This is a genomic window from Leeuwenhoekiella sp. W20_SRS_FM14, from assembly GCF_052119605.1.
Classification (GTDB): Bacteria; Bacteroidota; Bacteroidia; order Flavobacteriales; family Flavobacteriaceae; genus Leeuwenhoekiella.
This window is the reverse complement of the sequence record NZ_JBGQOK010000003.1, coordinates 444,195-461,303: the sequence shown is the minus strand read 5'-3', so window position 1 is coordinate 461,303 and position 17,109 is coordinate 444,195. Positions and strand designations below refer to the sequence as shown.

The window sequence follows — 17,109 nt, the reverse complement described above, 5'->3', positions numbered from 1 at the left end:
TTTTTGCCCTAAACTCAGATCGTAGACTTGAGATATTAGACTTGAGACAAGAGAAAATAGAGAACAGAAAATAGAAAGCAGAAATTAGAAAACAGAAAATTACTATCTCACTGTATTAGGGATAGTAGTGAAAATCCTTCTTTCAAGCAATAGCGTCAAAAAGATTGAAGCCAAAAGCCCCGATCTGGGGATCAGGTTCTCTTAACTTAAACGTTTTACCTCATTAGCTAACCTACCTGAGATTTGTGGAGAATCTTTACGATTATAAGTTGCGTCAAATCTTGGATCAGCCACATAGGCCATTCGCACTAGTTTATACACTTCAACAGAAAAAAAATCAAATTCTTCAACTACTTTACCTGTAATTTTATAAATTCCTTTTCCGCTAAATTGATATTTCCTGGCAATATCAGGAAAATGTACCGTATCTAACCAATTCCCTTGTTGATCTAAAAATGTGCCAAAATACATGTATTCTTTCCTTGAGGTAATTGCTTTTTTTACAGTTACTAAATATCCATAAATGTTGATTATCTTATTTAAATAATTCTCTAAATCATTACTACATATTGTGTTTTTAAGTTCACGCTCTAATAATAAATATGGGGTTTCTAATGTATAAGTAAGTAGTTCTAATTGATCAAATGCATTTTCTAATTTCGTTATTTCAAATCTCGGTAACTTAAAATCTTGCATTGATATATTAAAAAACTGTTTTTGATTTTCAATTTTAGGAGTGTTGTTTTCTTTGTAATAAGCTTCCCATAATAAGCTTCTTTTATCTTTACCTAAGCTTCTTAGTGCATCTATGCGTATTAATATATCAAGCTGTTCTATACTTAAAGGTACACGTTGAATAAAATCTGTAAACGATTTAAAAGAACTAAAAGCTCGTGCGTTTATAATCTTAATCATAGATTTTTTTTCAAGACTGTCTAGATGCTGAAGTCCCAAATAAATAGTTTTATTCTTTATTATTGTTTCAATATTACTTTGGTTTATACAAGGTGCTTCAATAATAGCCCCTTTCATACGGGCTTCGTGAATATAAGTTTCGGTATTATAAAAACCACCGCCATTATTTATGGTTGCGACCATGTATTCTAAAGGGTAATAGCATTTTAAATAAAGACTTTGATAGCTTTCTACAGCATAAGATGCAGAATGACCTTTGGCAAATGCATAACCGGCAAAACTCTCTATTTGCCGCCATACTTCATCTACTATTTCTTGTTTTTCCCCATTATGAATACAGTTAGATTTAAATTTATCTTTTACATCTTGAAATTCTTTTCTAGATCTGTACTTCCCACTCATTCCTCTTCTCAATACATCTGCTTCTGCTAAATCAAGCTTTGCATAATGATGTGCCACTTTAATAACATCTTCTTGATATACCATAATGCCATAGGTGTCTGGCATAATCTCGTACAACACCGGGTGCGCTTCTTTGCGCCGCTCCTTATTTCTATGTCTTAAAATATATTCGCGCATCATACCACTTTTAGCTACCCCTGGTCTAATAATTGAACTTGCTGCTACGAGGGTAAGATAATTGTCAACTTTTAATTTTTTTAAAAGCATACGCATAGCTGGTGATTCTACATAAAAACATCCTATACATTCTGCTTGCGAAATCATTTTATTGATTTTTGAATCTTTAAAAAACAAACTTGCATTGTGTATATCTGGAAGTTGAGCTTCTGGATGATTTTTTTTTATAATGTCTATAGCATCTTTTATTTTTCCTAATCCTCGCTGGCCTAAAATATCAAACTTGTATAAGCCAACATCTTCTGCAATATGCATATCAAATTGTACAGTCGGAAAATTTTTAGGAGGTAAGTGGGTCGCAGAGAAGTAATGAATGGGTTTATCTGCAATTAAAATTCCTGCAGCGTGAATGCTTAAGTAATTAGGTTTGTCATTTAAATAGGTACTGTATTTTAAAATTAATTTTGATATATCATCAAGTTGACCAAAACTATAACGACCATCACTAAGTTTATCTATTTCATGTTTAGGTAAGCCAAAAACTTTTCCTAATTCACCTACAGCCCCGCTATGTTTAAAAGTTACATAAGATCCTAGAAGAGCAGCCTGGTTATTTTGCCCAAATTCTTCAAAAATAAATGATGTTACATCTTCTCGATCCCAGGTCGAGAAGTCGATGTCAAAATCTGGAGGACTGCTTCTAAATTCATTCATAAACCGTTCAAAATATAAGTCAAGTTCAATAGGATCTACATCTGTAATACGCAATAGATAAGCAACAATACTATTAGCACCACTACCTCTACCTACATAGAAATAGTTTTTACTGCGTGCATATTCTATAATTTTCCAGTTTATTAAAAAAAATGAAACAAAATTTTGACTTTTAATAAGCGTGAGTTCTTTTTCTACACGCTGTTTTATTTGGACTGTAATTTTATCATAACGTTGTGGTAAACCTAATTGACAAAGTTCATTGAGTTTTATAAAATCTAATTCTTCAGAACCTAAAACTGTTTTTAGATTTTGAGGTTTTCTATCTTTTGAAAAGTCAAAATGAATGGTACACGAATTTAAAATTGAAGTAGTATTCTCTATAATATGGGGATACTCTACAGTAATCTGATTAATTATTTCCGAAGAAAGTATTTTCTCATCTGGCGACGCCTGTTCTTCTTTTGGTAATTTACTAAGTAGAGAATTAGTGTCTATCGCTCGTAAAAGGCGATGGGTATTGAAATCTTTTTTATGACGAAAAGTTACTGGCTGAAGCAGAACAAGTTTATTTTTAAAACTACTATAACTAGAAAAACGAAGCTTATTTAGTTCTTTGAAAGCGACTCCTATATATTCATTTTCTAAAAAACTAAATTTATCGAGTTCGAGTACTTTTTCAAAGGGATAGATAATAATAGCATCTGAAATTAGAGGTGAATGATCTGGGAATTTAGTTTTATCGTGTAAATGCTTAGATAAGAAACTATTAATATTTAAAAATCCATTATTATTTTGTGCAAGCATGACGTAGCACTGTCGCATACCATTTCTAAAATCTACACCTACTACAGGCTTTATTTTTTTTTCTTTAGCCTTACTAATAAACTTTAAGCAGGCAGAAGTGTTATTAATATCTGTGAGCGCAATACAGCTTTGCTTATTTTGAATAGCAAGATCAATTAACTCTTCTTCTGAAAGCGTACCGTATCTTAGACTGAAATACGTATGACAGTTTAAAAACATAATTAAATTATTTGCTTAATTAGAGATGTGTCTTATTGATGCCTATGAGCTAAAACTATAGGAGGCTGGCCATTAAAGGGATTTCCCTGACCACCTATAGTTCTGGAGCCTTCTCCCATAGTAGCCGCTCTCATTACGCTGCGATCGCCATAGCGTATACGTATTTCATCCATAGCTTTATATAGACTTACGGTACGGTTTGTATTTTCAAAAAGATCTATTTGATAATGACCTTCAGTAAGGCCGCTAAAGCGAACACCCACCAGCCTAATAAGTAATCTCCTATTATACAATTTTTCAAAAATCTCTAATACCTGTGGTATCAAATTATGATCTGCAGCAGTGTATGGTATTTTTAGTTGCTTAGAAAAAGTTTGAAAATCTGAATACCGAACTTTAACCGTAATACAAGAAGTTAATTTATTACCACGACGCAACTGAAAAGCCAGATTTTCAGCCATTGCATGAATAGTTGTTTTCAATTTATGTATATCTGTGGTATCCTGCCCATAAGTGCGCTCACTTGATATAGATTTACGCTCGTGGTATTGAATAATAGGAGAGCGGTCTATGCCATTTGCGCGTTCCCAAATTACTCTCCCATTTTTACCAAAAACGGAAATCATCATCTCGACCGGCATTTGCTGAACAAGACCTATATTCTTTACTCCAAGGTTGCAAAACGTACGGAATGTTTTCTCGCCCACCATAGGTATTTTTTTTATAGAAAGCGGTTCAAGAAATAGTTTTTCATAACCAGCATCAACTTTAAGCTGACTGTCTGGCTTCGCTTCATTAGTAGCAACTTTAGAAACCGTTTTGTTTACAGAAAGTCCAAAAGAAATAGGTAATCCCGTTTCTCTAATTACTTTTGAACGTAGTTCTTTAGCAAACTTGTAGCAACCAAAAAAGCGATCCATACCGGTGAGATCTGCATAAAATTCATCAACACTAGCTTTTTCTAGAATAGGAACTTCTTGCTGAAGAATATCGGTAACCATTTTTGAATACTTAGTATAGGTGCCGGCATTCCCTCTTATATAAAATGCTTGTGGTAAAAGTTGTCTTGCCATTTTAATAGGCATTCCTGAGTGAACACCATACTTTCTTGATTCATAACTTGCTGCGCTAACCACACCGCGATCTCCAGTGCCTCCTACTATAACAGGTTTTCCTATGAGTTTACTATTCGCTAAGCGTTCACAAGAGACAAAAAAAGTGTCAAGATCTAGATGTAGTATATTTCGATTCATAAAATTGGAATTATTACAAAAATATGGAAATATTCCTAATTTTAGGAAATAATCTGATTTCTGAATAGTTAATTATTCAGTTTTAAATTATTAAAAATTTTTTAAGTTATTCAGAAATAGGAAGTTGTTTAGGTTTTATATGTTCATAAGTTTCCTGAATGAGTGCTTTAGAATATTTACGTTCTAAGCGTCTCAATGTAAAATGTGCGGTTGCTATTTTTTGAAAATGAGAAATGAATAAGACATTGATAGACGCACCAGCAGCAGCACCTAATACAGGAATTGCCTGAGCAGCAAATTTTTCACTTACCTGAACACTGAAACGTGCCGCAACCTGATTAATAAGTTTTGCTAGTGGTGCAGCTGTTTGAGAAGCTAGTGCTTCAATTATATTTTTGGTACCATTTTCTGCAATATAAACACTGGTTTGATTCATAGCTGTATGCAGTGCCGCCCTGGTTGCGTAATAACTTGTATCTAGTTCGTCATCATCGTCAGATGTCCCACCTAATGCGAAAACTTGCAGACACGCTAATTGTGTATTTATATTGTGAATATCTTCTCCCTGGCTTCGCGCGATATCCATAATAGATCGCATCATAAATTTTGTAGAAATCAATAAGTCTGCAGTGAAACCAGCTACCCCAAAAAAACCACCTGTAGCACCAGAAAGACCGGTTACCACTTTGTAGGTAATGTTTGAAGAGGGAGTGTATTGTCTTCCTTTATTAAGTGTTTTCAAATTTGCCTTTACAGAAAGTTGAAGGGCTTTTTGAATAGTGCTGCTTATTTTGTCCTGATATTTTTCAGGAAGTAATGTCAAGCCAGAATCTATAGGTGTACCTATGGTGTTTAAAGCACGCATTAAAAAGGAAACTTCATCAAGGTCTTTTTTAGATTTTTTGATTAAAACCAAATCTTCCAAACTTATTTTTTCTAGTTGTGCTAAATCTGTCATTGATACTTTTAGTTAATTCGATTTAAAAATTTTTAAACGCTATAATTTTTTATTTACACATTTCTAACGTTTAATTTCATTCATTATTTTCACGAAAACACCCTACTGTAAGTTATTCTGATTTCAAATAGCTAAGTAAATAAATGCTTCTCAAAATATATTAAAAGAGATGCTTGGGAAAAGAGATTTAATTATTTAAAAAAAGTGTAAAAACAAAAAACCCCGAAACATAAGTTTCAGGGTTTTGTTGTGGTACCTCCAGGAATCGAACCAGGGACACACGGATTTTCAGTCCGTTGCTCTACCAACTGAGCTAAGGTACCTTGCCTAAGCGGCTGCAAATATAAAATCAATTTTTAGATTGCACAACCTATTTTATGAGAATTAATGATTTTTTTTTGTGAGCTTTTGCTAAATGTATGAGCGCGAGGCTTCGAGTATTTGTATTATTGCAAAAAAAAAATCAGCAATGATAAATCTGGCAATCGATTTAGGTAATACCCGTATTAAGTTTGGGGTATTTGATCAGAATGTTTTAAAAAGTAATTGGGCTGGTAGTGTTGATGCTGCAAAAAAGCAATTTGTAAAAATTACAAAAGAATTTGAAATAAACCATATCGTGATTTGTGCTACAGGCAATTCAAAAGATTTTGTCACGTTTATAGAAAATAGGGGTCTTTCTTTTGAATTAATATCGTCACAAACACCTATGCCCTTTAAAAATGGTTATAAAACTCCACAAACACTAGGCCTAGATAGGATGATTTTAGTTGCAAGTGCACATGAAGATTTTTCTGGTAAAAATGTGTTAATCATTGATGCCGGCACGTGTGTTACATATGATTTTAAAGATGCGAGTGATACCTATCAGGGAGGTTCAATCTCTCCGGGTTTACAAATGCGTTTTAATGCGATGCATAAATTTACTGCACGATTGCCACAATTAACACCTGTAGAAACGGTAATTGATGTAATAGGCAAAGACACAAATGAGGCAATGCAGTCTGGTGTTGTGAATGGTTTAATAGCTGAAATAGACGGTCTAATAGACTGGTATAAAGTAAAATTTGAAGATTTAAAGATTATTTTAACAGGAGGAGACGGGCTATTTTTGTCTGGTAGGCTAAAAAATGGCATCTTTGCCAACTCAAATTTTCTCCTGAAAGGACTGAATTATATAACAGTATTTAATAAAAGTTAATGATAAAAAGATTTTTAGTAGTTGTTTTGGTTTGTATCTCGGCTTCTGCGTTCGCTCAGGAAGGTAATTCTTCACCGTATTCTTTTTACGGTTTGGGGATTTCGAACTTTAAAGGTTCGGTGGAGAATCAAGCAATGGGAGGTTTGAGTATTTTAGGAGATAGTACCCATATCAATTTTAGAAATCCAGCTGGTTATGGTGCTTTAAAGTTGACAAACTTTACAATAGGTGCTAATCATAGAGAAACAGATTTAACCAGTAATGGCGAAAACGGTCATACCACTTCTACTACAATAGATTATTTAGCCCTGGCGTTTCCGATTTCTAAAAAATTAGGAGTAGGTTTTGGTTTAGTTCCCGAAACTTCTGTTGACTATCAAATATTAAATGCGGGCGAAACAAGCCTTACTCAGTATTCTGGTAGAGGTGGAGCTAATCGCGCATTCTTAGCAGCGGGTATTGAGATTTTTAAGAACTTCAGATTGGGAGCGGAAGGAAGTTATAACTTCGGAAACATTCGTAATGAAATTATTCAGGTAGATGCAGGTCAGCAATATAGTGTGCGTGAAATTGATAGATCTGATATTCAGGGATTAACTTATAATTTTGGGGCTCAGTATGAAGCTACATTAGCAAAAAAATATAAAGTTTATTCTTCAGTAAGTTTTCAGCCGGAGACTAGTTTAACATTAAGTAATGACAGATCATTACAGTCTGTTGTTTATTCACAGACAGATAAAGCAGTTGTTAGCGTTATAGATTCTCAAGATACTAATTTAGCAGATACAGAAAGTATTGTGCCTAATATGTATTCTTTTGGATTAGGGTTTGGAGAGACTAACAAATGGTTCGCTGGGGGGCAGGTAGAGTTTTTAGAAAGCAGTAAATTAACTAATAGATCTTTTATTACTCCTGAGGCAGCTTACGATGATTCATTTAAATATCGTTTAGGAGGATATTTTGTTCCAGACTATAATTCTATCACAAGTTATTGGAGTAGAGTTACTTATAGGCTGGGTGCTCGATATGAAGAATCAGGTTTAATGATACAAAACGAGTCTATTGATGAGTTTGGCATATCTTTTGGTCTTGGGTTACCGTTAGGACGAGGATTTAGTAATGCCAACTTAACTTTTGAATACGGTCAACGCGGAACAACAAACGCAGGCTTAGTTAAAGAAGATTTTTTTAAAGTAGGCCTTAGTTTGTCATTAAATCCACTTAGACCGTGGTTTGTGCCTAACAAATACAACTAAAATTATTAATATTGCTTTTAAACCATTTAATGATGAAAACTAAATTAACATTACTATTTATAGCCCTTGTAGGAGCAGTAAATTTCGTTAGCGCTCAAGCTACTGAAGAATGCGTTACAACAATGTCTATTTTTTCTGAGCACGCAAAAGTTAAAAATTACGATGCAGCTTATGAGCCATTTATGAAATTACGTAAAGAGTGTCCTACTACTTCTTTTGCGTTGTATCAATATGGAGAGCGTATCTTAAAATACAAAATCGAAAAAACTTCAGGAGCTGAGCAAATGGCTTTTCTTGAAGATTTAAAGAAAATGTATCAAGAGAAGAAAACTCATTTTGCTGCAAAAACTAATGAAGGTGAAGATCTTGCCGATGTAGCAACTATAATGTATGACAACAAAATAGGAACTGCTCAAGAGCAATACGCTCAATTTAATAAAGCCTGGGAAACTGATAAAGCAACATTTACAAATGCAAAAGGTTTATACGAGTACTTCGTAGTAGCTGTTGAGTTACAAGAAGCAGGTTCTATTGAGTTGCAGGAAGTTTTTGATATGTATGATAAAGTACAGGAAAAAATCACTGAAGAGCAAGATGGTTACGCTAAGCGTATGGAAACAATCTTAGAGAAAAAAGAGGCAGGTACTGCACTTACTGCTCAAGAGAAAAAATTAGAGCAGGTTGCAGAAGTAAACCTAGATAACTACTCTAAAGTTTCTGCAGGTATCAATCAAAAATTAGGAGTTTTAGCTGATTGTGATCGTCTAGTTCCTTTTTATGAGGCTGCCTGGGAAGAGAAGAAAGGTGATGTGACCTGGGTTAAAAATGCTGCAGGACGTTTAGTTTCTAAAGAATGTACAGATAGTCCGCTATTTGTAAAGTTAGTTGAGCAATTAAATACATTAGAGCCTTCTGCAGAAACGTCTTATTACTTAGGTCGTCTTGCAGAGCAACGTGGTGAAAATGCTAACGCATTAAAGTATTATGAGGAGTCTGCAAATCGTCAAACAGACCCTTCTAAAAAAGCTAAAGTATTTTATCAGCTAGCTGAGAACTTTAGAAAAAAAGGAAGTATGAGTAACGCACGCAGCTACTACTTAAAAGCTGTAGGAGCAAAACCTTCAATGGGTATTGTATATCTTAAAATTGCAGATATGTATGCAAGTAGCGCAAACAGCTGTGGTGATAGTGTGTTCAATAAAAGAGCAATCTATTGGTTAGCTGCAGATATGGCTGCTCGTGCAGGAGCTATTGATCCTTCTTTATCTGGTGTTGCTCAAAAAACTGCCGCTGCTTATAGAGGTTTAGCTCCAGATCGTACGATGATTTTTAACGCTGGTAACGCTGGTCAACGTATTAACTTTAGCTGCTGGGTAGGTGGCGGAGTTACCGTTCCAAATTTATAAGTGAGTACATCACATAAACATATAATCTTAAACTTAGTCACAGCATTAGCTGTGACTTTGTTTTTTAGTTGTGGTAACAGCTCAGAAGAATTACAAAAGTTTAACCAGCGTACAGATGGTCCTTCTGCAGAAGGTGAAGGCGTTGTTTTAAAATATACAGATTCTGGTAAAGTAGTTGCTACGCTAAAAACGCCATTACTTATAGATTATGGCTTATTAAACTTTCCGTATCAAGAGTTTCCTAATGGTGTAGAAGTTACTTTTATAGATGACGCTAAGAAAGAGAATTATATTACGGCAGACTACGCTATTAGATACACCCGAACAAATTTAATTGATATGCGTAAAAATGTGGTTCTTATAACAAGCGATTCCACGCGATTAGATGCCTCTCAATTGTTTTGGGATCAACGAAATAAATGGGTTTTTACAGATAAGCCTTACACTATTAAGTTTCCTGATGATTCCTATAATAGTGGAGATTTATTTGACAGCAGTGAGGACTTCAAAAATTTTATATCTTTAGATAATCAAAGTAGAATGTATGTTAAAGAAAATCCAGATTCTACTAAAAATGATAGCTTATTATAATGTCTAAGTACTTTAAATATTTCGAATACGCCTACTTAATTTTTGCTGCACTGTTTTTATTTGAAGCGGTAAGAGTATGGTCTGTAGAGCCTAGTAAAGCCTATCTTTATTTGTTTTTCGTAGTAATTGCCATAGGTATGTACTTCTTTAAGCGTCGCTTTAGGAAAAAGTATGAACAAGGCAGTCAGAAATAATATATGGAAACAGAAATTCTGATCATTGTAGTTTCCTTAATTCTTTCCGCATTTTTCTCGGGTATGGAGATAGCATACGTTTCTTCTAATAAGATTCATATCGAGATAGAAAAAAAACAAAATGATCTTATTGCTAAAGTTCTTACCCGTTTAACCGAAAAACCATCTAAGTTTATTGCGACCATGCTGGTGGGAAATAATCTGGCACTGGTAATCTATGCCTATTTTATGGGTGATCTTTTACAGGGTTGGTTAGAGGGTGCAGATTTTGGTTATGCGTGGCTTACTAACTTTTTTGTAGAATTTAGTTTGCTAACGCAGACAATTATTTCTACACTACTTGTACTATTTACTGCAGAATTTTTACCTAAAGTATTTTTTCAGATTTATGCAAACTCACTGCTAAAGATTTTTGCGGTTCCTGCATATCTATTTTACGTTGTTTTTAGTTTCTTGTCAACTTTTATCATCTGGATTTCAGATTTACTTTTAAAGAAATTTTTTAAAACTGATGGTGACGAAGTCCAATTGGCTTTTACTAAAGTTGAATTGGGGAATTATATAAATGAGCAAATAGATTCTTTTGAAACCAATGAAGAATTAGATTCTGAAATACAAATCTTTCAGAATGCCTTAGAATTTTCAGAAGTTAAATCACGCGAAGTAATGATACCGCGTACCGAAATTGTAGCGGTTGAGAAAAATCAATCTCCTTCAGATTTAAATAAACAATTTACAGAAACAGGGCTTTCAAAAATACTGGTATATCAAGACTCTATAGATGATATTATAGGATATGTACACTCTTTTGAACTCTTTAAAAAGCCAGTAACCATTACAGATGTATTGATGCCTGTGATCTTTGTGCCGGAAACTATGCTTGTAAAAGATGTTTTAAACATACTAATCAAAAAGCGCAAAAGTATGGCTGTAGTTATAGATGAATATGGCGGTACTAGCGGTATGATGACCGTTGAAGATATTGTAGAAGAGTTATTTGGCGAGATTGAAGATGAGCATGATAGTGTGGTTCTTATCGAAGAGGTATTAGAAGAAGACACTTATAAATTTTCGGCACGACTTGAAGTTGATTATTTAAATGAAACCTATAAGCTAGAATTGCCTGAAGATGAGAATTATGAAACCCTGGGAGGACTTATTGTAAATCATACTGAGGGGATTCCTGAAGAAGGTGATATTGTGGATATCGAGGGGTATCAATTTCATATTATTCAAACCTCAAATACAAAAATTGAATTGGTAAAGGTACGTGTTGTTGAAAACGATTAATACCTAGATTAATAACTCTTTTTATTTTGCTGATTTTACATTTCATTTTTTCATTTAAAATGGTATTTTCGCCCACTATTTGACAAACACATAAACAATGGCAGTTTTAAACAAGATTAGACAACGCTCGGTATTCTTAATTGCAATTATAGCTCTGGCTTTATTTGCATTTGTATTGGCAGATGTGCTAAAAAACGGTGGTTTTTCTACTCAAAAATCACAACGTATTCTAGGTTCTGTAAATGATGAAGATATAGAACAGCAGGAATTTGCTGGGCTGGTTGAAAGCCAGACTGCACGTTACGGGGCAGGGATCACTACCACTCAGGCGGTAAATGCTGCCTGGGAGCAAGAAGTGCGTCGCATTTTACTTGATGAGCAGTACGAAGATTTAGGTATTACTGTAGAGCAAGATCGTATAAATAATTTGTTGAAAGAGGCATTGCAAAACGATCCTAACTTTCAAAATGACGGTGTTTTTAGTGAGCAAAAGTTACGTGAATATGTAGCGACTTTAAAATCTACAAATCCTACAATGTATGCACAGTGGGTAGATTATGAAAAGCAATTAGCAAATAACGAACAACAACAAATATACTTTAGCCTTATTAAAGCTGGTTTAAACACAAGCTTTAAAGAAGGTCAAATGGCTTACGAGTTAGAAAATAATCTTAGAGATTTAGAGTATGTTCAAATTCCTTATACTTCTATTGCAGACGATCAGGTAACAGTTTCTAAAGAAGATATTGCTGCTTATCTTGAAGATCACAAATCTGAATTTAAATCTGAAGCTACCAGAAATCTTCGTTACGTAATGTTTTCAGAAGCACCTTCGCTGTCTGACGAGGAAGCTTTAAAAGCAAGTGTTGCTTCACTTTTAAATAAGCGTGTAGAATATACAGCTGCCACTAAAACAAATGATACAGTTAATGGCCTGGCAGCAACTACAAATCCTGAAGAATTTGTAAATGAATACTCAGATTTACGATATTCAGATGCTTATTTATTTAAAAACGAATTGCCTGGTTCAGTAGGAGATACTCTGTTTGGTTTAAATGAAGGGTCTGTTTATGGTCCTTACAAAGACAATGGGTATTACAAAATATCAAAAGTAGTGGGTGTAAGTCAAATACCTGATTCTGTAAAAGCATCGCACATACTTCTTACCTATGAAGGTCTTGCAAATGCTGCAAGCCAAACACGATCTAAGGCAGAAGCTAAGAATTTAGCAGACAGTCTTGCTTCAGTAATAAAAGCAACGCCATCTAAGCTTGCAGAATTAGCTCCTGAGTTTTCTGCAGACGGAAGTAAAGAAAAAGGTGGTGATTTAGGTTACGCTACTAAAGGAAGATATGTTAAGCCTTTTAATGACTTTATATTTAATGGCAATACAGGAGAAGTAGGAGTTGTAGAATCTCAATATGGTTATCACGTTATCAAGATAGATGACCAGAAAAATAAGCAACGCGCTATTAAATTAGCAACAGTTGCAAAAGAAATAGAGCCATCTCAAGAGACAATCAATGAAGTTTTTAATGCTACTACAAAATTTCAAATGGCCGTTTCAGACGATAAGAATTCATTTGAAGATGCAGCTAAAGCTGAAAACTATACAGTTAGACCTGTAAATAGCATTAAAGCCTTAGATGAGACATTACCAGGACAGGGTAGTCAACGCGAGATTATTCGTTGGGCGTTTAATGAAGAAACTAAAACAGGAGACGTGCAGCGTTTTAATGTAGAAGGAGGTTACCTGGTAGTACAGCTTACAGCTAAAACAGAAAAAGGATTAATGCCGGTAGATCAAGCTTCTCCGCGAGTAACTCCAATAATTCGTAATGAGAAGAAAGCTGAACTAATTAAGAAAAAAATTACAGGTAAAGATCTTAATGCAATTGCTTCTGCAAATAATGTAAGCGTTCAAACTTCAAACGGAGTAAATCTTAAAAATCCTACTTTAGCAGGAGCAGGTACAGAGCCTAAAGTTATGGGTATTGCTTTTGGTCTTGATAAAGGTAGTGTCTCAAATCCTATTGCAGGAGATAAAGGTGTTTATGTAGTGAAGGTAGTAAATGTTACTCCTGCTCGTAAGCTTGATAATTATGCGAGTTTTGCGATACAAAAAGATAATGCAGATAGAGCTAATGTGAATTTTACTGTTCTACAAGCATTAAAAGACGCAGCTAAAATTGAAGATAAACGAGCTGATTTTTATTAATCAGTAACATAGAGTACAAAAAAAAGAGCCGTTTTTAAAACGGCTCTTTTTTTTTGTATAAAATTTAGCTTCTAATATGCCATATCACTGTAAGAAATTATTGTGTGGTATCCTTTATTTCTAAAATAGTCAAGATCTTCCTGATTTGCAGTTACAAGAATAAAATCACCGCCCCAGCCTCCCAGACTTTTAATGCTTCCGGGGTAATCTGCAAATAATTGCTGCTTTATAGTTTGGGTATTGAGTACTGAAGCAATAATGCGCTCGTGAGCGTCTATAAGCGCCCTAAAACTGAGTAATTCTTCACAGCTGAGCAATGTTTCGCTTATTCCGGAAACCTTGTTAATCGCGCTCTCCAGGCTTTCTTTAGGTTGTTTTCTATAATTTAAGATTGCGTCTCTGCTGTTTTGTTTTTTATTGAGATGTATAAAAAATAATTGATCTCTAAATGGTGGATTAAACTGTGTTTGTAATACGCGGGGTTTTTGTTCTTTTAGTTGGTACAGAATTGGAGTGTGATTACTTGCGCAGGCAATGTCGTAGCCGCTGCCACCAAATGTAAGATTTAGTAAGGCATATGCATCAACTTCTGCCCATTCTGCAAGTGTATAAATAAGTGTAGAAGAAGAACCCAGTCCCCAATTACTTTCAAATTCTAAAGTGGTGGTTACTTTTATATTTTTAGCATCTCTTAAAAATTGCGGATTCAAACTCTGTGCTGCCGCAAGTAGTTGAATTAAACGGTCTTTAGGATCTGCAGGTTGTTTGGGTAGTGATTTTTTTAAATCGTCATAGGTTAGATGCGTAGTAAACCAGAGTTCACCAGAAGACTTAAGACTTACCCAGGTTATTCCTTCGATGTTTACATCTTCTACAACCAGACTTTGTCCTTTTTGAGTAGGTATAGCCAGTGCTAGAGCTCCATCTAAAACAAGATATTCTCCAGTTATGAGAAGTTTTCCGTGGCCGTAAAATCGCTTACTCATAATATTTCTTAGATTTTTGAGGTTGTGATGTTATAAACTGCTGAAGATTATAAATAGCCTCAACAGCTTCGGTAGAAGCTGTATTCATAAGTATGACAACTGCTATATTTTTATTTGGTAAAAGTACAGTATGGCTGTAGTACGTACCTGCACTGCCATCATGAAAACTCATCTTTTCAGAATCCTTAATTACATTTCCCCAGCCATAAGCGTACGGACTTTGACCAAAATGTAACCAATTATAATCATCTGCATTAAGATAAGTACTCGTTCCTAAAAGCCCGTTTAGATGCAGCTGTATAAATTTGCTGTAATCGAGTATATTCATGCTAATGTCTCCGGCACTAGACATATAATCTGGTAATTTATAAGCGTGCTCTGGTGAGAGGGCTTCAAATACTCCCTTTTGATCCCAATGTCCCCAGGGATATGTAGCGTTTTGTTTATTGGGAAATCCTATGAAGTACTCTAAATCTAATTCCTGCATAGTCTGATCTACCAATTCCCGGTAGGTCTTACCCGAAGCACGTTCTAGCATTAAAGCTGCTAATACGTAACCGGCATTAGAGTAGGTGCCTTTTTTTACAGCTTTTTGGGTTAAAACACTTTTTGAAAACGTATATCTGTTTTCACTAATTGAACCTTTTAATCTATTGAATTTTGTGAGCTCAGAGCCTTTAGTGTAAGGGCGTATTTGAGCATTATGCGATAATAGATCTCCTAAAGTAATATCAGAATAAACAGATCTACTTGTTGATTCTAGTTCTGGAAAAAGTTTGAAGAAAGGAGTTCCCCAACTTATTTCTCCTTGCTCAGTTAGGCGCATAGCAATAAAAGAAGTTATTGCCTTTGTATTAGACCCTAAATGAAATTTAGCATTTTTAGAAATTTGCTCTTTCTTCGAAAACCTTGCTTTTCCATTTACATAACTAAAAATAGAATCTGGTGTAATTAAACTAACTGCAATTGCTGGTATTTGATGGGCTTGCTGCGCTTGCTTTATTTTGATTTTTAAATCTTCAGAAAGTTCCTGAGCAGTGCACAGGTTTACTAGTAAAATAAAAGAAACCAGGCTAAAAGTTAGTTTCATAAGTTATTCGTTACGAGCATTTTTAATAAATGAATCAACAGCACTATGGGTTACTTTGTGCGTTTTAAAATGATTTATTGCTTGTGCCTTTTCTGCATCTGTAGCCTCAAACTGATTCAACATATTCATAAGGTGCATTTTCATATGCCCTTTCTGAATTCCGGTTGTGGTAAGTGATTTAATCGCCCCAAAATTTTGAGCAAGACCTGCCACTGCGATGATTTCCATAAGTTGCGGTGCGCTAGGGTTGCCCAGCATTTCAAGATTCAGTTTTACTAACGGGTGTAATTTTGTAAGACCACCTACAGTTCCTAATGCCAAAGGTACTTCTATCCAGAATCTAAATATTCCATTTTCAACCGTAGCGTGGGTAAGACTTGAGTAGCTTCCGTTTCTTGCTGCATAAGCATGAGCACCGGCTTCAATTGCTCTAAAATCATTTCCGGTAGCAAGAACGACAGCGTCAATACCATTCATAATTCCCTTATTATGAGTAACTGCGCGGTAGGTTTCTACCTCTGCGATACGTACTGCCTGTACAAATTTTGATGCGAAAACTTCAGGATCTATACCGTCTGCTTCTGTAAGTTCGCTCACTGCACAACATACTTCAGCGCGTACAACACATCCCGGTACATAATTAGAAAGAATGCTCATGATGACCACCATTTCTGCCTTACTTTTGGTAAAAGCTAAATGATTATTAAACTCCCGTTGCCAGCTTTCTGCAAGTTGCTCTAGACATGAATTGATGAAATTTGCACCCATGGCGTCCAGGGTTTCAAATGTTACATGCAGTTGATAATAGTTTTCTAAATATTCGGTCTTATTAACGAGATCAATGCCGGTAATGCCACCGCCACGATTTTCCATAGAGGCGGTAAGTTCTTTGAGGTCTGCTAATAATGTAGCTTCTATATCATCAAAAAACTCATTTAATACTAGATTGTCACCTACGTAGGTGAAGTGAACCTGTCCTATTTTTTGTGTCCCTAATATTTCAGCTTTAAAACCACCTCGAGACATCCAGAATTTTGCAGCTTTACTTGCTGCGGCAACAACAGAACTTTCTTCAATCGCCATAGGTATTGCAAAGGTTTTGTTATTAATAACAAAATTAGGAGCAACGCCTAATGGCAAATAGTAATTTGAAATGGTGTTTTCTATAAATTCATCGTGCAATTGCTGCAACTTGGTATTAGAATTCCAATATTGTTTAAGCGTAGAAACCGCATTAGGTGAATCTGGTAGAAAATTATCTGCAAGCCAGTTTATTTTTTCTTCTTTACTTAAGCGGGAAAATCCTTGTATTGTTTGAGGCATAATCAGGTAAAAATATTGAAGCGTAAAGATACTATTTTGGCTCATGTTTAAGCTCTTTATACGCTTTGTTATATTTTAAGAGTAACTCATTTAGGAGTAAAGGAAGATT

At 34.8% G+C, this 17,109-nt stretch carries 13 protein-coding genes and 1 tRNA gene; 7 read left to right on the top strand and 7 right to left on the bottom strand.

Annotated elements, in window-relative coordinates; translation table 11 throughout:
- Positions 1-201: 201 nt before the first annotated feature.
- The 4 genes from ACEN25_RS08245 to ACEN25_RS08230 all read right to left on the bottom strand — a co-directional run bounded on the left by ACEN25_RS08245 (position 202) and on the right by ACEN25_RS08230 (position 5,768).
- On the bottom strand, positions 202-3,234 hold the full coding sequence (locus ACEN25_RS08245) for a DNA polymerase III subunit alpha (protein WP_441802486.1): 3,033 nt from the start codon (positions 3,232-3,234) through the stop codon (positions 202-204).
- 32 nt (positions 3,235-3,266) lie between these two features.
- Positions 3,267-4,487 carry a DNA polymerase IV gene (gene dinB, locus ACEN25_RS08240; RefSeq protein ID WP_028376464.1) on the bottom strand — a complete coding sequence of 407 codons (1,221 nt, stop codon included), beginning with the start codon at positions 4,485-4,487 and terminating at the stop codon, positions 3,267-3,269.
- A gap of 106 nt (positions 4,488-4,593) precedes the next feature.
- Positions 4,594-5,445 carry an EcsC family protein gene (locus tag ACEN25_RS08235; RefSeq protein WP_441802485.1) on the bottom strand — a complete coding sequence of 284 codons (852 nt, stop codon included), beginning with the start codon at positions 5,443-5,445 and terminating at the stop codon, positions 4,594-4,596.
- Between the two features lie 250 nt (positions 5,446-5,695).
- Positions 5,696-5,768, bottom strand: a tRNA-Phe gene (locus ACEN25_RS08230).
- Between the two features lie 146 nt (positions 5,769-5,914).
- Between ACEN25_RS08230 and ACEN25_RS08225 the strand changes: the two genes are divergently transcribed.
- From ACEN25_RS08225 to ACEN25_RS08195, 7 genes are all read left to right on the top strand, one after another.
- A complete protein-coding gene (locus ACEN25_RS08225) occupies positions 5,915-6,646 on the top strand; it encodes a type III pantothenate kinase (RefSeq protein ID WP_441802484.1) in 732 nt (243 codons plus the stop codon).
- Positions 6,646-7,902: a hypothetical protein gene (locus tag ACEN25_RS08220; protein WP_441802483.1), complete on the top strand. Its 1,257-nt coding sequence runs from the start codon at positions 6,646-6,648 to the stop codon at positions 7,900-7,902. The genes ACEN25_RS08225 and ACEN25_RS08220 overlap by 1 nt, the downstream gene beginning before the upstream one ends.
- Before the next feature lie 32 nt (positions 7,903-7,934).
- Positions 7,935-9,308 carry a tetratricopeptide repeat protein gene (locus tag ACEN25_RS08215; RefSeq protein ID WP_441802482.1) on the top strand — a complete coding sequence of 458 codons (1,374 nt, stop codon included), beginning with the start codon at positions 7,935-7,937 and terminating at the stop codon, positions 9,306-9,308.
- Entirely contained in the window at positions 9,309-9,899 is a 591-nt protein-coding gene (lptC, locus tag ACEN25_RS08210; RefSeq protein ID WP_441802481.1) for an LPS export ABC transporter periplasmic protein LptC, read from the top strand.
- Positions 9,899-10,093: a hypothetical protein gene (locus tag ACEN25_RS08205; protein ID WP_028376457.1), complete on the top strand. Its 195-nt coding sequence runs from the start codon at positions 9,899-9,901 to the stop codon at positions 10,091-10,093. Before lptC ends, ACEN25_RS08205 begins: the two co-directional genes overlap by 1 nt.
- Before the next feature lie 3 nt (positions 10,094-10,096).
- Positions 10,097-11,383, top strand: a complete 1,287-nt coding sequence (locus ACEN25_RS08200) for a hemolysin family protein (protein ID WP_441802480.1) — start codon at positions 10,097-10,099, stop codon at positions 11,381-11,383.
- Between the two features lie 97 nt (positions 11,384-11,480).
- Positions 11,481-13,601 (top strand): peptidylprolyl isomerase, encoded by a 2,121-nt coding sequence (locus ACEN25_RS08195; protein ID WP_441802479.1) that lies wholly within the window; start codon positions 11,481-11,483, stop codon positions 13,599-13,601.
- 71 nt (positions 13,602-13,672) lie between these two features.
- On the opposite strand, the gene ACEN25_RS08190 is transcribed toward ACEN25_RS08195, so the two are convergent.
- From ACEN25_RS08190 to ACEN25_RS08180, 3 genes are read right to left on the bottom strand one after another with little or no spacing between them, the layout of a single operon-like run.
- Positions 13,673-14,587, bottom strand: coding sequence for a GYDIA family GHMP kinase (locus ACEN25_RS08190; protein ID WP_441802478.1), 915 nt, complete (start codon positions 14,585-14,587; stop codon positions 13,673-13,675).
- Positions 14,580-15,677, bottom strand: a complete 1,098-nt coding sequence (locus tag ACEN25_RS08185; protein ID WP_441802477.1) for a serine hydrolase domain-containing protein — start codon at positions 15,675-15,677, stop codon at positions 14,580-14,582. The genes ACEN25_RS08190 and ACEN25_RS08185 overlap by 8 nt, the downstream gene beginning before the upstream one ends.
- A gap of 3 nt (positions 15,678-15,680) precedes the next feature.
- On the bottom strand, positions 15,681-17,000 hold the full coding sequence (locus tag ACEN25_RS08180) for a hydroxymethylglutaryl-CoA reductase, degradative (protein WP_441802476.1): 1,320 nt from the start codon (positions 16,998-17,000) through the stop codon (positions 15,681-15,683).
- Positions 17,001-17,109 lie beyond the last annotated feature (109 nt).

Excerpts from the sequence above, each read along its gene's own strand:
- ACEN25_RS08245 (WP_441802486.1), bottom strand. The coding sequence starts at position 3,234 with ATGTTTTTAAACTGTCATACGTATTTCAGTCTAAGATACGGTACGCTT.
- dinB (WP_028376464.1), bottom strand. The coding sequence starts at position 4,487 with ATGAATCGAAATATACTACATCTAGATCTTGACACTTTTTTTGTCTCT.
- ACEN25_RS08235 (WP_441802485.1), bottom strand. The coding sequence starts at position 5,445 with ATGACAGATTTAGCACAACTAGAAAAAATAAGTTTGGAAGATTTGGTT.
- ACEN25_RS08225 (WP_441802484.1), top strand. The coding sequence starts at position 5,915 with ATGATAAATCTGGCAATCGATTTAGGTAATACCCGTATTAAGTTTGGG.
- ACEN25_RS08220 (WP_441802483.1), top strand. The coding sequence starts at position 6,646 with ATGATAAAAAGATTTTTAGTAGTTGTTTTGGTTTGTATCTCGGCTTCT.
- ACEN25_RS08215 (WP_441802482.1), top strand. The coding sequence starts at position 7,935 with ATGAAAACTAAATTAACATTACTATTTATAGCCCTTGTAGGAGCAGTA.
- ACEN25_RS08205 (WP_028376457.1), top strand. The coding sequence starts at position 9,899 with ATGTCTAAGTACTTTAAATATTTCGAATACGCCTACTTAATTTTTGCT.
- ACEN25_RS08200 (WP_441802480.1), top strand. The coding sequence starts at position 10,097 with ATGGAAACAGAAATTCTGATCATTGTAGTTTCCTTAATTCTTTCCGCA.
- ACEN25_RS08195 (WP_441802479.1), top strand. The coding sequence starts at position 11,481 with ATGGCAGTTTTAAACAAGATTAGACAACGCTCGGTATTCTTAATTGCA.
- ACEN25_RS08190 (WP_441802478.1), bottom strand. The coding sequence starts at position 14,587 with ATGAGTAAGCGATTTTACGGCCACGGAAAACTTCTCATAACTGGAGAA.
- ACEN25_RS08185 (WP_441802477.1), bottom strand. The coding sequence starts at position 15,677 with ATGAAACTAACTTTTAGCCTGGTTTCTTTTATTTTACTAGTAAACCTG.
- ACEN25_RS08180 (WP_441802476.1), bottom strand. The coding sequence starts at position 17,000 with ATGCCTCAAACAATACAAGGATTTTCCCGCTTAAGTAAAGAAGAAAAA.